Annotated in this window: 11 protein-coding genes; 9 read left to right on the top strand and 2 right to left on the bottom strand. The window is 72.0% G+C overall.

The window, feature by feature from the left end; all coding sequences use genetic code 11:
* Position 1: 1 nt before the first annotated feature.
* A complete protein-coding gene (locus GWK15_RS02675; RefSeq protein ID WP_168038783.1) occupies positions 2 to 1,009 on the bottom strand; it encodes an MBL fold metallo-hydrolase in 1,008 nt (335 codons plus the stop codon).
* A gap of 271 nt (positions 1,010 to 1,280) precedes the next feature.
* On the opposite strand from GWK15_RS02675, the gene GWK15_RS02670 reads away from it, so the two are divergent.
* From GWK15_RS02670 to GWK15_RS02645, 6 genes are all read left to right on the top strand, one after another.
* Positions 1,281 to 2,456 carry an efflux RND transporter periplasmic adaptor subunit gene (locus GWK15_RS02670; RefSeq protein ID WP_168038781.1) on the top strand — a complete coding sequence of 392 codons (1,176 nt, stop codon included), beginning with the start codon at positions 1,281 to 1,283 and terminating at the stop codon, positions 2,454 to 2,456.
* A 12-nt stretch (positions 2,457 to 2,468) separates the two neighbouring features.
* On the top strand, positions 2,469 to 5,552 hold the full coding sequence (locus tag GWK15_RS02665; protein ID WP_168038779.1) for an efflux RND transporter permease subunit: 3,084 nt from the start codon (positions 2,469 to 2,471) through the stop codon (positions 5,550 to 5,552).
* 85 nt (positions 5,553 to 5,637) lie between these two features.
* Entirely contained in the window at positions 5,638 to 6,699 is a 1,062-nt protein-coding gene (locus tag GWK15_RS02660) for an amidohydrolase family protein (protein ID WP_209441975.1), read from the top strand.
* Positions 6,696 to 7,802 carry an amidohydrolase family protein gene (locus GWK15_RS02655; RefSeq protein ID WP_168038775.1) on the top strand — a complete coding sequence of 369 codons (1,107 nt, stop codon included), beginning with the start codon at positions 6,696 to 6,698 and terminating at the stop codon, positions 7,800 to 7,802. Before GWK15_RS02660 ends, GWK15_RS02655 begins: the two co-directional genes overlap by 4 nt.
* Positions 7,802 to 8,215, top strand: a complete 414-nt coding sequence (locus GWK15_RS02650; RefSeq protein WP_168038773.1) for a Rieske (2Fe-2S) protein — start codon at positions 7,802 to 7,804, stop codon at positions 8,213 to 8,215. Before GWK15_RS02655 ends, GWK15_RS02650 begins: the two co-directional genes overlap by 1 nt.
* A gap of 67 nt (positions 8,216 to 8,282) precedes the next feature.
* The gene (locus tag GWK15_RS02645; protein ID WP_168038771.1) at positions 8,283 to 9,704 is read left to right on the top strand and encodes an amidase; all 1,422 of its coding nucleotides are present in this window, start codon (positions 8,283 to 8,285) and stop codon (positions 9,702 to 9,704) included.
* Positions 9,705 to 9,712: 8 nt separating this feature from the next.
* Here the strand turns inward: GWK15_RS02645 and GWK15_RS02640 are convergent, their stop codons facing one another.
* The gene (locus GWK15_RS02640; protein ID WP_168038769.1) at positions 9,713 to 10,027 is read right to left on the bottom strand and encodes a hypothetical protein; all 315 of its coding nucleotides are present in this window, start codon (positions 10,025 to 10,027) and stop codon (positions 9,713 to 9,715) included.
* 239 nt (positions 10,028 to 10,266) lie between these two features.
* Between GWK15_RS02640 and GWK15_RS02635 the strand changes: the two genes are divergently transcribed.
* The 3 genes from GWK15_RS02635 (at position 10,267) to GWK15_RS02625 (ending at position 14,597) form a co-directional block, all read left to right on the top strand.
* Positions 10,267 to 12,045: a trypsin-like peptidase domain-containing protein gene (locus GWK15_RS02635; RefSeq protein ID WP_168038767.1), complete on the top strand. Its 1,779-nt coding sequence runs from the start codon at positions 10,267 to 10,269 to the stop codon at positions 12,043 to 12,045.
* Between the two features lie 22 nt (positions 12,046 to 12,067).
* The gene (locus tag GWK15_RS25640) at positions 12,068 to 13,354 is read left to right on the top strand and encodes a hypothetical protein (RefSeq protein WP_209441974.1); all 1,287 of its coding nucleotides are present in this window, start codon (positions 12,068 to 12,070) and stop codon (positions 13,352 to 13,354) included.
* Positions 13,355 to 13,427: 73 nt separating this feature from the next.
* Positions 13,428 to 14,597: a hypothetical protein gene (locus tag GWK15_RS02625; RefSeq protein ID WP_168038765.1), complete on the top strand. Its 1,170-nt coding sequence runs from the start codon at positions 13,428 to 13,430 to the stop codon at positions 14,595 to 14,597.
* The last annotated feature ends 29 nt before the right edge of the window (positions 14,598 to 14,626 follow it).

The following is a 14,626-nucleotide window of genomic DNA, read 5'->3' as shown; positions in this document are numbered from 1 at the left end:
TCTATCTCCTGGCCCAGGCGATGACGCCGTCGGCGCCGGGCATCCGCTCGACGCGGCCCATGGCTTCGAGGCGGCGCAAATGGGCGAGCGTCTCGCCGAGGCCGAAGCCGAGGCTGCGCTCGTCGAGCGGACGGCGGAACAGGGCGGGCAGCAGCGCGTGCGCGGTCGCCGGCGCGGCGCAGGCGTCCTCGAGCGCCGCGAGCCTGGCATCGTGATGCGCATCGAGCGCGTCGAGCCGCGCATGCAGGCCCTGGAACGGATCGCCATGGGAGGGCAGCACCAGCACGTCCTCCGGCAGGTCGCGGAAGCGGCTGAGCGACGACAGGAAGGCGCCGAGCGGATCGGCCATCGGCTCCCCGGCATGCAGCCCGACGTAAGGCGTGATGCGCGGCAGGATCTGGTCTGCGGCGATCAGGACATTCGCCTCGGCGCAGTACAGGCAGGCCATGTCGGGCGCGTGGCCCTGGCCGGTGATGACGCGCCAGTCCCGCCCGCCGATGCGCAGCACCTGCCCTTCGGCGATGCAGGTGAAGGCCCGCGGCAAGGGCGAGACGCTGCGGACATACAGCGGCCCGCGCCCGCGCAGGAAGGCGCCGTAGGAGTCCGGCGCGCCCGCGATCCGCGCGAATTCGGCCTGGTGGACCAGCATCTCCTCGCCCGTGTCGAACCACAGCGAGCGCGCCTGCAGCCATTCGATGCGCGTCATCATCGGCGTCAGGCCATGCCCGGCCGCGAGCCAGCCCATCAACCCCGCATGATCGGGGTGGAAATGCGTCACCAGCAGCCCGGTCAGCGGGCGGTTGCCGAAGGCCTCGCCGGCGAGCGCCTTCTGCCAACTGGTCCGGGTCGCGTCGTCCGAGATGGCGGCGTCGACCGCAAGCCAGCCCGGGCCGTCCTCGATCAGCCAGACATTCACATGGCTTGGCGGGAAAGGGAGGGGGAAGCGCATCCAGCGGAGGCCGGGCAACAGGGTGCGGGCCTCCCCGGGCGGGGGGATGTCGATATGCATGTCCGTCCAGCGTGACGCGCCAGGCCGGGAGGCTCAATCCCCGCCAGGCACAATGCACGCAGCGGTTGAGGTGAATTGCAAAGTGGTCATCTTCGGCCCCGGAGCGCCCGAAAGCCTTGGCGCTGGGACTGGGGGAACAATAATTGCTTTGAACGGCCGGCCAGCGCATCGCGCCGGCATGGCCTGGGGGCGGCTGTAATCGGTAGCCGATCCTCGGCTGGGACGACCCTATGTCGTCGCCGGCCCGTTCGGGGCTGCCACGGAGGTCTGAATGGCGCGAGCCGGGCGCATTTTCCTTGCCTTGGTCGTTGCGGGTGCGGGCGCGGGCGGCTGGTACTGGTACCAGCAGCGGCTGGAAGCGCAGGCCCCCGTGCAGCAGGCCCGGCCCGCCGGGCCGCCGCCGGTCCCGGTCACGACGGAACTCGTCCAGCGCGGGCCGCTGCCGATCGAGATCATGGCCAACGGCCTGGTGGTGCCTGAGGCGGTGGTCACCGTCCGGCCCCGCGTCGACGGCCAGATCGAGCAGGTCCTGGTCGAGGAAGGCCAGATGGTGGAACGGGGCGACCCGCTCTTCACCCTCGATTCCCGGATGAACCAGGCGCTGCTGGCCCAGCAGGAAGCGCAACTGGCGCGCGACCGCGCCCTACTCTCCCGCGCCCAGTCGGACCTGGTGCGCTACCAGTCGCTCCGCGGCGAGGGCTATGCCGCCCAGCAGCGGTTCGAGCAGGCCCAGGCCGATGCGGCCTCCGCCGCCGCCATCGTCCGCGCCGACGAGGCACTGGCCAGCCAGACCCGGCTGCAGATCGAATTCGCCTCCATCCGCGCGGAGATGAGCGGGCGGCTCGGTGCCCTGCCGCTGCGGCCGGGCAACTTCGTCCGCCAGGCCGAGAGTGCCGGCATGGCGACCATCACCCGGATGGACCCGATCCTGGTCCAGTTCTCCGTGCCGGAACGCTGGCTGGGCGAGATCCGCGCGGCCATGGCGGCCGGCGGCGATGGCCCGGTGGTGCGCGCCTTCCCGGCGGAATCCCCGGATGCGCCTGTCGAGGGGCGGCTGGTCTTCGTCGACAGCGCCGTCGACACCCAGACCGGGACCATCGCGCTCAAGGCGCGCTTCGCGAATGCGCCCGTCCGCCTGTGGCCCGGCCAGTACATCCGCGTCGCGCTGATCCCCCGGATCGAGCCCGACGCGCTGTCGGTGCCCGCCGCCGCGCTGCAGGTCGGCCAGGATGGCCGCTTCGTGTTCCTGCTGCAGGGCAACCAGGCGAAGCGCCGGCCGGTCGAACTGGTGCGCATGACGGCCGGCCGGGCGGTGATCCGCGGCGACTTCGCCGCGACCGACCGGGTCATCGTGGAAGGTGCGCAGCGCGTGGCGGATGGCGGCCGCGCGGTGGAACGCAACGCCCCGGCCCAGGGGCCGCAGCGCGTCTCCCAGGCGACGCGCTAGCAGGGGCCAGCCATGCACATCTCCGAGCTCTGCATCCGACGCCCCGTGATGACGAGCCTGCTCGCCATCGCGGCGGTCATCGCGGGCACCGTGGCCTATCTGCGCCTGCCGGTCGCCGCAGTGCCGCGGGTCGACTTCCCCGTCATCACCGTCTTCGCGAACCTGCCGGGGGCGAGTCCGGAGACCATGGCGACCTCGGTCGCCCTGCCGCTCGAACGTGAATTCTCGACCATCGCCGGCATCGACCAGATCTCCTCGGTCAACGGCCAGGACACCACGCAGATCACCCTGCAGTTCGTGCTGAACCGCAACATCGACGCGGCGGCGCAGGACGTTCAGGCGGCGATGACGCGCGCCCAGCGGCGCCTACCGCCGGAGATGACGACCCCGCCCTCCTACCGGAAGGTCAACCCGGCGGATGCGCCGGTCCTGCTGCTGACCCTCGGGACGAATGGCGACGTGCCGCTCTACCGGCTGAACGATATCGCCAGCACCATCGTCGGCCCGGCGCTGTCGCGCGTGCCGGGCGTGGCGCAGGTGCAGGTCTACGGTGAGCAGCTCTATTCCGTACGCGTCCAGCTCGACCCCGACCGCATCGCAGCGATGGGCTTCGGCTTCGACCAGGTGCAGCAGGCGATCGCCGCCGCGAATTCCAACACGCCGGTCGGGCTTCTGCAGGGCGAACGGCAGCAATTGACGCTGCGCGCCAATGACCAGCCCCAGGATGCCGCGGACTTCGCGCGCCTCGTGGTCGGTGGGCGCACCAATGCGCCGGTGCGCCTCGGGGACATCGCCCGGCTCAGCGACGGGGTGCAGAACCAGCGCGTCGCATCCTGGCGCGATGGGCGACGCGCCCTGGTGCTGGCCGTGCTGCGCCAGCCCGACGCCAACACGGTCGAGGTGGTGGACGGCGTGCGCGCCGCCCTGCCGGCCCTGCGCGAGGCGCTGCCCCCGGGCGGCGAACTCGGTGTCCTGCTCGATCGTTCGGCCTCGATCCGCGCCGCGGTGCACGACGTGCAGGAAAGCCTGCTGATCGCCATCGGCCTGGTGGTGCTGGTCTGCTTCCTGTTCCTGCGCCGGGTCAGCGCGACGCTGATCCCGACGGTCGCGGTGCCGATCAGCCTCTGCGTCACCTTCGGGCTGATGTACGCGCTCGGCTACGGCATCGACAACGTGACGCTGCTCGGCCTGACTATCGCGGTGGGCCTGGTGGTGGACGACGCCATCGTGGTGCTCGAGGCCGCGGTCCGCCACATGGAGAACGGCGTCGCCCCGATGCAGGCGGCGATCCGCGGCGCGAAGGAGATCGGCTTCACCGTCATTTCCATCACCGTCTCCCTGATCGCGGTGTTCCTGCCTATCCTGCTGATGGGCGGCGTGGTGGGGCGCGTCTTCAACGCCTTCGCGGCGACGGTCTCTCTCGCCGTCCTTGCGTCCTGCGTCGTCTCGCTGACGCTGACGCCGCTGATGGCCTCCCGCCTGCCGGCCCATCCGAAGCCCTCGCGGCTGGATGCGGTGCTCGAAAAGGGCTTCGTCGCCGTCGAGCACGGCTATGCGAAGATGCTCGACTTCGCGCTGCGCTGGCGCTCGCTGGTGTGGCTCGCCTTCGCGGCGTCCTTCGCGGCCGCGGTCTGGCTCGCCATCACCATCCCCAAGGGCTTCTTCCCGGTCGAGGATACCGGCCTGATGGTGATCAGTACCGAAGGGCCGCGCGGCGCATCCATCGAGGCCATGGCGGAGATGCAGAACCGCGCCGCCAGCATCGTGCAGAACTCGCCCTATGTCGTCTCGGTGGTGTCCAACATCGGCGCGGTCGGCGGCAGCGCCTCGATCAACCAGGGACGCATCTTCGTCGAGCTGAAGCCGGCGGGCGAACGGCCCCCGATGCCCGAGGTGGTGCAGCAATTTCGCCGGCAGCTCGCCGGCATCCCGGGCATGCGCATCTTCGTGAACCCGATCCAGAACATCAATTTCGGTGCGCGCCAGTCGCGCACGCTCTACCTCTACACCCTGCAGGGGCTGCGGCTGGACGAGCTCTATGACTGGGCCCAGCGCATCGAGGCGCGGCTGCAGCGCGTGCCCGAACTGCAGGACGTGAACACCGACCTGCAGCTCGACAGCCCGGTGGTGCAGGTGACGGTCGACCGTGACCGCGCGGTGGTGCTGGGCGTCAGCCAGGACCAGGTGCGCCAAGCGCTCTATTCCGCCTTCGGCAGCCGGCAGATCTCGACCATCTACGGCCAGGCCAACGCCTATCCCGTGATCCTCGAGGCCCTGCCCGAGGACCAGCGGGATGAGACCGGCCTGTCGAAGCTCTATCTCCGCGCCCAGGGCGGGCGGCTGGTGCCGCTCTCGGCGGTGTCGCGGCTCGATCGCGGGACCGGGCCGCTGACGGTCGGCCACCAGGGGCAGCTGCCGGCGGTGACGATCGGCTTCAACACCGCTCCGGGCGTCTCGCTTGGCCAGGCGGTGGACGCCATCCGCACCGTCGAGCGCGAGATCGGCGTGCCGCCCACCATCGTGACCGGCTACACCGGCACGGCGCAGATCTTCCAGCAGGCGCTGGCCGGGCAGGGGATGCTGGTGCTGGCGGCGGTGCTGATCATGTATCTGGTGCTCGGCATCCTCTACGAGAGCCTGATCCATCCGCTGACCATCCTGTCGGGCCTGCCGGCGGCCGCGCTGGGTGCCTTCTGGACGCTGCGGCTGTTCGGGCTGGACCTGTCGGTCATCGCGGTGATCGGCGTGCTGCTGCTGGTCGGCCTCGTGAAGAAGAACGCCATCATGATCGTGGACGTGGCGCTCAACCGGCAGCGCGCCGGCGTGCCGGTCTTCGAGGCGGTGCGCGAGGCCTGCCTGTTGCGCTTCCGCCCGATCATGATGACGACGCTCGCCGCCGGCGCCGGCGCCCTGCCCATCGCGGCGGGCTGGGGGGCGGCGGCGGAACTGCGCCAGCCGCTTGGCCTCGCGGTGGTGGGCGGGCTCGTCGTCAGCCAGGCGCTGACGTTGTTCGTCACGCCGGTGCTGTATCTGGCCTTCGACGGCCTCGCGCAGCGCTTCTCGCGCGGCCATGGGGCCGTCGCGCCGGCCGAATAGCAGCCTCCGGCCGGCGGGGCTTGCCCCCGCCGCCGACACGGTGGACCCTGCGACGTCGCCCCGGCAGAGGGCAGGCGGAGGGACCGTGATCCAAGGCGCGATCGACTGCGATCTGCACCCCCATGTTCCGGGTGTCGCGGCACTGCTGCCCTACATGGACGAGTACTGGCGGCACACGCTGGTCGAGCGCGGCATCCAGGTGCTCGAAAGCGCGTCCTATCCGCCGAACGCCCCGAGCACCGTCCGTGCCGACTGGCGCGGCGCCAATGGTCAGGCGCCGGCGACGGTCGATCGCGTGCAGGCGCAGGCGCTGGACCGCTGGGGCGCGGCGGCCGGCATCCTCAACCCGCTGTTCCCCGTCCAGCTGCCCTTCAGCCGCGACATGTCGGCCGCCATGGCGCGGGCCGTGAACGACTGGGTGCGGGCCGAGTGGCTCGAGAAGGACGCCCGCCTGCGTGCTGCCATCCTGCTGCCCAACGGGGTGGAGGAGGCGGTCGCCGAGATCGAGCGTCTCGCCCCCGATCACCGTTTCGTGCAGGGCCTGGTCCTGTGCATGGGGGAGATCCCGCTCGGCCGTCGCGAATGGTGGCCGGTCCACGCGGCGCTGGAGAAGCACGGCCTGCCGCTCGCCATCCATGCCGGCAGCGCCTGGCGGCATCCGCCGACCTCGGTCGGCTGGCCGTCCTGGTACGTCGAGGAATACGCGTCCAACTCGCTCGGCTTCCAGGCGAGCCTCGCCTCCCTGCTGACCGAGGGCGTCTTCGGCAAGTTCCCGAACCTCAAGGTCGTGCTGGCGGAATCGGGCGTTTCCTGGCTGCCGTCGTTCCTTTGGCGGCTGACCAAGTCCTGGAAGGGCGTGCGCTTCGAGATCCCCTGGGTGGACCGCCCGCCGGCCGAGATCATTCGCGACCATGTCCGCCTGACCGTGCGCCCCTTCGACGCGCCGGAGGATGCCGACACCGTGAAGCGGCTGCTGGATCACCTGCGTTCGGACGAGATGCTGCTCTGGGCCACCGACTGGCCGCACGCGCATTTCGAGGACGACGCCACCGTGCCGCCCGGCCTGCCCGAGGCGCTGCTGCCGAAGATCATGGTCGACAACCCGCGCGCGACCTATGCTCGCCTGCGGGAGGGAGGAAGCGCATGAACCTCGTCCGGCCAATCGCCGCGCCAGGGCGGCCTGCCGCGGCCACGCTCGGCCTGATCGACTGCGACATCCATCCGCGGGTGCGCGACCTCGGGGAATTCCGGCCCTTCCTGTCGGATGCCGAATGGCATCGGCTCGCCACCTATGGCATCCATGCCCGGCACGGCTTCGCGAAGGGCTACCCCTTCCCGAAGGCGGCGCCGCTCGCCTGCCGGCGCGATGCCTGGCCGCCGGGCGGCGGGCCGCCGGCGTCGGACCTGCCCTTCCTGCAGCACCAGCTGCTCGAGCAGTACGGGCTCGATTTCGGCGTGCTGAACCCGCTGCAGCCCTCGGGGCAGGGGGATGTGAACGACGGGCTGTCGACCGCTCTCGCGCGGGCGGTGAACGAATGGCAGTTGGCGCATTGGGTCGACCATGAGCCGCGGCTGAAGGCGTCGATCGTCGTGCCCTATGAGGACGGCGCCGCCTCGGCCGCCGAGATCCGCCGCTGGGCCGGCGACAAGCGTTTCTGCCAGGTCCTGCTGATGAGCCGAACCTGCGAGCCGCTCGGACGCCAGCGCTACTGGCCGATCTGGGAAGCGGCCGCCGAGGCCGGGCTGTCCGTCGGTATCCACGCCTTCGGCTATTCCGGCCATGCCATGACGAATGGCGGCTGGCCGTCCTTCTATGTCGAGGAAGTGCAGGAGCACGCGACCAGCGCCCAGGCGCAGGTCTCCTCCATGGTGGTGGAGGGCATCTTCGAGCGCTTTCCGACGCTCAAGGTCATCCTGATCGAATGCGGCTTCGGCTGGTTGCCCTCGCTCGCCTGGCGGCTCGACGCCACCTGGAAGCGGCTGAAGGACGAGGTGCCACACCTCAAGCGCGCGCCGTCCGAATACATGCGCGAGCACGTCTTCGTCTCGACCCAGCCGATCGAGGAGCCCGAGCGGCCCGAGCACCTGCTCGACACCATGGAATGGATCGGCTGGGACCGGATCCTGTTCGCCTCGGACTATCCGCACTGGGATTTCGACGATCCGCGCCTGGCCATTCCCTCCTTCATCCCGGAGGAGAAGCGCGCGGCGATCTACGGCGGCAATGCGCGGAGGCTGTTCGGGTTCTGATGGCACGGCATGTCGTCGCCCCGGTCGCGGAGATTCCGCCCGGAGGCCATAAGGTGGTCGAGGCCGCGGGCAAGCGGATCGTGGTGTTCAATCTCGACGGCGCGTTCTTCGCGTTGCTCGACCGGTGCCCGCACCAGGGCGGGCCGTTGTCCGGGGGCATCCTCTGCGGGCTGACCCAGTCGGAGGAGCCGGGGACCTATCGCTTCTCCCGCGCCGGGGAGTTCATCCGCTGCCCCTGGCACCAGTGGGAATTCGACATCCGCACGGGCAAGTCCTGGTTCGATCCGCGACGGACCAAGGTCCGGCCCTTTCCGGCGCATGTCGAACCCGGCGCGACGCTGGTCGAAGGGCCCTACACCGCCGAGACCTTCGCGGTGCGGGTCGAGGATTCCTACGTCGTCGTCGAGGCCTGAGCCGGTTTGCCCCGGCGGCCGTGACGTGCACCGATAGACGCAGAACTGCAGCAAGGGCCGCATCGCCGTGACATCGACGCCTCTCTGGCAACTCTCCGCCACCGAGCTCAGCGCGCTCACGCGCTCCGGCCAGGTCAGCGCCGTCGAGGCCGTACACGCCTCCGTCGATCGCATGCATGCGGTGAACCCGTCGCTCAACGCCGTCGTCACCGACCTGTCGGCATCGGCGCTGGAGCGCGCGCAGGCGCTGGACGCCGCGAAGGGTCCCAAGGGCCCGCTGCACGGCGTGCCGATCACGATCAAGATCAACATCGACCAGAAGGGCGAGGCGTCCTCGAACGGCGTCGTCGCCTTCAAGGACATGGTCGCGCCCGGCGATGCGCCGCTGGTGAAGAACCTGCTCGATGCCGGCGCGGTGGTGATCGGGCGCACCAACGTTCCCGAATTCTCCCGCCGGGCGGAAACCGACAACCCGATCTACGGCCAGACCTGGAACCCCTGGGGACGGCATGTCAGCCCGGGCGGCTCCTCGGGCGGGGCGGGATCGGCGGTCGCGGCGGGCATCGGCGCGCTGGGACATGGCAACGACATCGGCGGGTCGCTGCGCTTTCCGGCGGCCGGCAACGGCGTCGTCACGGTCAAGCCGGGCGTCGGGCGCGTGCCCGTCTACAACCCGTCCCAGACCGCCGAGCGCGGCATCCTCGCGCAGCAGATGTCGGCGCAGGGGCTGCTGGCGCGTTCGGCGCGCGACCTGCACCTCGCCATGCCGCCGATGATCGCCGCCGATCCGCGCGATCCCTTCCACGTCCCGCTGCCCTGGTTCGGGCCTGCGCTGGAGGGGCCGATCAAGGTCGGCTTCAGCCTCGAGGCACCGGACCTGCCGCTGCATCCGCTGGTCGAAAAGGCGCTGCGCGCCGCCCGGGCCGCGCTCACCGATGCAGGCTATGTGGTCGAGGAGATCGCGCCCCCCTCGCTGCGCGAGATCGCCTTCGAAGGCCGCCAGGCGCTGATGACCGAGAGCTATCACCTGATGGCCGAGGACATCGAGAAGTACGGATCCCCCGCGATCCGCAGCGTCTTCGAGCAGAACTACCGCCGCACGCCGCCGGTCGAGATGAAGGCGATGCTGCAGCTGCTCGCCCGCCGCACCTTCTACGCGCGGCAATGGTCGGAGCTGATGGCGAAGTACCCGCTGTTCCTCTCGCCCTTCCTGCCGGTGCCCTTCTATCCGCCGGGCCGCGACGCTCAGGGCGCGGAGGGCCTGCGCGAGAGCATCGGCCAGGGGCATTGGTCGACGCTCGGCAACTACCTCGGCTTGCCGGCGGGCAATGTGCCGGCGGGCTTGGGCGATTTCCCCGAGGGCCCGAAGCCGATCGGGGTGCAGATCCTGGGTCAGCGCTGGCGCGAGGATCTCGTGGTCGATGCCATGATCGCGATCGAGGACCGCCTCGGCACGCTGTCGCAGCAACTCTGGGCACGGATGGGCTGACGCCCGGGTCAGCAGCCGTTGCGGCGGCGGCAGGCCAGGTAGTCGTTCATGCAGCGCTGCATGCACCTGGCGCGGTCGGTCGGCGTGAAGGCCGGCGCGTTCGGGTTCATGCTCCACATGCCGGGGCAGGCGACCTGGCAGGCGGATTGCTGCGTCAGGCAGGCATTGGCGAGTGGGGCGGCGCAGATCAGCCCCCCGCCCGCACTCGGCGCCGGCGCTGCCTCGGCCGGGGCGCCGAGCGGCGGCGGCTTGGTCGTCGGCAGCGGCTGGGCCAGCGCAGGGCCGGCCAGCAGCACGAGCAGCAGCATGATGCGATGCAGCATGGAACCTTCCCGGGGGTGACGGATCGCGGGGCGGCGTGCTGCGCCTCGGCGCCTCTCCGGTCAACGAAGCCGGGTCACAGTCCGTGAAGCGCTTCAGGCGATAGTCGCTTGCGGCGGCGCAAGGCGATGCGCGCCACGGCGAAGCCATTCTCCGCGTCGAACATGATCCCTACAGTCCGATCAGACGGCGCAGGATTCGCAGGCGCCGCCGACCACTCCCGCCCGGAGCCGACGAGACCATGGCGAGCCCGCGCTTCATCCTGAAGACCGACCTCCAGGGGCTCGAGCCCGTGGCGGTCGGCGGTGCCGCGGTACTGGATGCCGATGCGCGGCTGCGGTCGCTGCTCGGTCCGGACCGCGCGGCGCTCTTCGCCGAACCCGTCGTCACCTGGGGCAATGGGCGCAATCCCGGCTCCGTCTCCTGGTATGCCGAGGCGGCGGGCGACCCGGTGCCGCTCGCCAGCCTGCCGCCGCAGCGCCGCGCGATGATCGAGGCGCGGCTGCAGCAGGACCTTGCCGCGCTGGCGCCGCTGATGGGGGACCCGCTGCTGCGGGGCGCGCTGGTACTGGCCGGGCCCGATTCGATCCTCGCGCTCGACGACCGGCCAGTGCTGACGGGGTGGGGCCTTGCCCCGCCGGGCGCGCTGCGCGATGCGGCCGCGCGCGCGGCGCATCTGCGCTCGGTCTATGGCGCGGCGCTGCCGCCGGCGCTGGCCGCCGAGGGCGCGCCGGCGCCCGAGCCGCCACGCCCCGCCGCGCCGCCGCCGCGCCCGGCCGCTGCGCCGGTGCCGCCGCCGGTCGCACCCATGGCCGCCGCGGCCGCCGCGCCGGTCGCCGCGCGCGCGACCTCCTCCGCCTGGAACTGGTGGCTGCTACCGATCGGCGTGCTGGTCGCGCTGATCTTCCTCGGCCTCGGCTTCTGGCTCGGCTGGCGGCTGATCTCGGAACGCATCGCGGACCAGCGGCTCGTGGCGCATGTCGCCGATTCCTCGCGCATCGACGAGCAGATCATCCGCCAGCGCCAGACGAACGAGGCGATCCAGCGCGAGATCGAACAGGCCCGCCAGGCGCTGCAGGGCGATGTCTGCCGGCCCGGCGATTTCGGACTCTCGCCGCTGACGCCGCCGCAGATCACGCCGATGCAGCCTTCGTCGCTGCCGCCGACGCCGCAGGGGCAGCAGGCCTTCCAGGGCACGCTGATCGAATTGCTCGACCAGGCGACAGTGCTGGTGCTCGGGCCGCTGGCGAACGGGCAGGGGGTTGGCACCGGCACGGGCTTCGTCGTCGCGCCGGGCGTCGTGGTGACCAACGCGCATGTGGTCGCACCACTCGATCCCGCGCGCGTCTATGTGGTGAACCGGCGGCTCGGGCGGCCGGTGACGGTCCAGGTCATGGCGCAGACGCCAGAACCCGCGCCGGGCAAGCCGGACTTCGCGCTGCTGCGCCTGCCGGCGGAAGCGACCGCGCTCTCGCCGCTCGGCCTGACGCGGGTCGCGAGCCGGCTCGATCCGGTCATCGCCGCGGGCTTCCCGCAGGCGATCATGCAGACGGATGCGAACTTCCAGGCGCTGCTCGACGGCAACATCCGCTCGGTGCCGGAACTCGCGGTGACGGACGGGCTGGTGAGCGCGGTGCAGAACCTGCCCTCCGGGCTGACCGTGCTGCCGCACACGGCGGCGATCAGCCGGGGCAATTCCGGCGGGCCGCTGGTCGATCGCTGCGGGCGCGTCGTCGGCGTCAACACCTTCGGCTTCTTCAACGCGGAGCAGGGGGAGCGCGTCTCCTACGCGCAGAAGGTCGACAGCCTGATGACCTTCCTGCAGGCGAACAACGTGAACGTCGCGGACCTGACCGGCGCCTGCCAGCCGGCGCCGATCGCGGCCCCGCCGGCGGCTCCGGCCGCGGCCGGCGCCCCCGCGGCACCGGCGCCAGCGCCCGCCGCGCCGCCCGCAGCGCCCGCGGCCCCGCCGTCTGCGACACCGCCGGCCGCGCCCGCGGCCCCCGCCGCGCCGCGCTGAGCGAGGAAGGCAGGACGCCCCCGTGGACGACAGCCTGATCGCCACCACGCTGAACCGGGACCTGCTGGCGCAGGGCGTCGGCGGTCAGCTTTCGGTGCAGCACTGGGAACAGCTGACGCAGTATCTCCGGCGCGCGCTCTCCCCGCGTTACGCCGCGCTGTTCGCCGAGCCGAACCCGGACCCCGAGAAGGGCAGCATCGACTGGTACGCGCCGGGCAGCGGTCAGGCGGTGCCCTTGCCGCAGCTCGACCCCGCGACACAGCAGGCCGTGATGGGCCTGCTGATGCCTATGGTCGCCGAGATCCAGGCGGCGGCCGAGAAGCTGCGCGCCTCGACCAACGACGGCGACCGGTTCCTCGGCGAGTTGTTGCGCCTGGCGCTCGAGATCCCGGACCAGACCGCGATCCGCGTGCGGGATGGCGTGCCGGTGCTGGCCCCCTGGGGGCATACGGCCGCCGGCGCGGGGGCCGCGCGCGAACTGCTCGTGCGCATGGTGCCGACGCCGGTCGCGCCGATGGCAATCGTCGGGCCGCCGGCCGCCGCCGCGGTCGCGGCGCGACGCGTCTGGCCCTGGCTGCTGGCCTTCCTGCTCGCCCTGCTGGCGCTGCTGTTGGCGCTGTGGCTGCTGTGGAAGGATCCCTTCGGCTGGTTCGCGACGCCCGAGGCGCAGTGCATCGCACCCGAAGGACAGGTCTCGCGGTTGGATGCGCTGCGGGAGGAGGAAGCGCGGGAAGGCGCGCTGCGTGCCGAACTCGCTCGCATCGTCGCCGAGGCCGGCGAACGCCGCCTGCTCTGCCGCGCCCCCGAGCCGCCGCCGCGCCCGCCCGAACCGCCCCGCCCGCCGGAACGCCCGCAACCGCCGCCGCGGCCGCCCGAGCCGCCGCAGCCCCCGCCGGAACCCCAGCGCAACTCCGACCTCGAACGCGCCGACCGCCAGGGCGCGCGGCGCGGGCGCACGCAGGTGATCCTGGCCTGGGACGACCGCAACGACCTCGACCTCGCGGTGATCTGCCCGAGCGGGGAGCGCATCGACTTCCGCAACCGCGCGGCCTGCGGCGGGGCGCTCGACATCGACCGCAACGCGACGGGCGGGCCGACCACGCGCACGCCGGTCGAGAACGTGGTCTTCGAGAACAATCCCGCGCCGGGCCGCTACCGCGTCGTCGTCGACTATTTCGACCGCGCGGACGGCCCCACCACCCCCTACCGCGTCACGATACGGCAGGAGGGGCAGCCCGACCGCGTCATCACCGGTACGGCGCGCCAGGGCGTGCGCGACCAGGTCGTCGGCGAGTTCACGGTGCCATGATCCGCTCCGATGACAGCAGGGCGCAGGCGGCGCCGCCGGCGAGCACCGGATGTCTGAATCGGAGCGGTCGGCCATGATTCGCCTCATCGCCACCCGTTCGCAGGATCTCCGCCCGCTGCTGCCGATGCCGCTGGCCGAGGCCTACGCTGCTCTGCAGGCCGAAGCAGGGCGGATCTCGCCCGCCCATGCCGCACTCTTCGCGCAGCCGCTGCCCGAGGATGGCGGCATCGCCTGGGGCGCCGAGGGCGCGCGCATGGCGCGCTATGCCGATATCGACGCCACGGCACGCGCCGCGCTGACGGCCGAGGCCGGGCGCATCCTGTCCGACTTGCGGCGCGAGGCCGAGCGCCAGGCCGCGAGCGGGGGCGGGGTTCTCGCGCGGCTGTGGCCGGCGATCGCGGAAATCCCCTCCTTCGACATTGTCTTCGCCGTCGACGGGCGACCGGTGCTCGCGGGCTGGGGGCATGTCGGGGCGGCCTCGCCGGGCGCGCTCGGGCTGCTCGCGCGGTTCGATGACGGCGTGCACTGGGCGCCGGCGCCGCGGAAGCCCTGGGGCGTCTGGGCGCTGACGCTCGGGGCATTGGCGGTGCTGGCGCTGCTGGCCGGTCTGCTCGGGCCGCTGCTCGCCTGGCGTTTCCTGACGCCGCCGCAGGCCGCCTGCGTCGCGGCGCAGGGGGATCTCGAGGCGCTGGCCCGCCTGGTCGAGACCGAGCGCGGCGAGCGCGACCTGCGGACCGAGCTCGCGCGGCTCGAGGAGGAACTCGGCCGCCGGCGCCTGGCCTGTCCGATTCCGCGCGCCCCCGAACCCCCGCCGCCACCGCGTCCGCCGGAGCCCCAGCCCGAGCCGCCGCCGCGGCCCGAGGAACCCCTGCCGACGCCGCCGCCGGAACCCCCGCCGCCGCCGCCCGAGCCGCCCCAGCCGCCACCCACGCCGCCGCCGGGCACTGAGCCCTGTAACGTCGACACCCAGTCGGGCGGCGCCGGCGAGACGCGCACGCGGCACTTCCTCGGCCCCAACCCGGGGCCGGTCACGGTCGACTACGACACCCAGACCGTGCCCGACAGCATCGAGGTCCGCTATCGCGGCCGGGTGCTGGCGCGCACGCCGGGCATGGTCAGCGGCCGCGGGCGGATCGGCTTCAACTGGCAGCCCCAGGGCGGCGACTACGTGGTGGAGGTGGTCGTCATCGGCCCCTTCGCGAACACCCGCTGGCGGTATCGCCTGAACTGCCCGGTGCATTGATGCGGCACCGGAGCGAGAACGTTGGATTG

The organism is Neoroseomonas oryzicola (genome assembly GCF_012163135.1).
GTDB lineage: Bacteria > Pseudomonadota > Alphaproteobacteria > Acetobacterales > Acetobacteraceae > Neoroseomonas > Neoroseomonas oryzicola.
The sequence above is the reverse complement of the archived record's forward strand: the minus strand, read 5'-3'. Positions and strand labels throughout refer to the sequence as shown.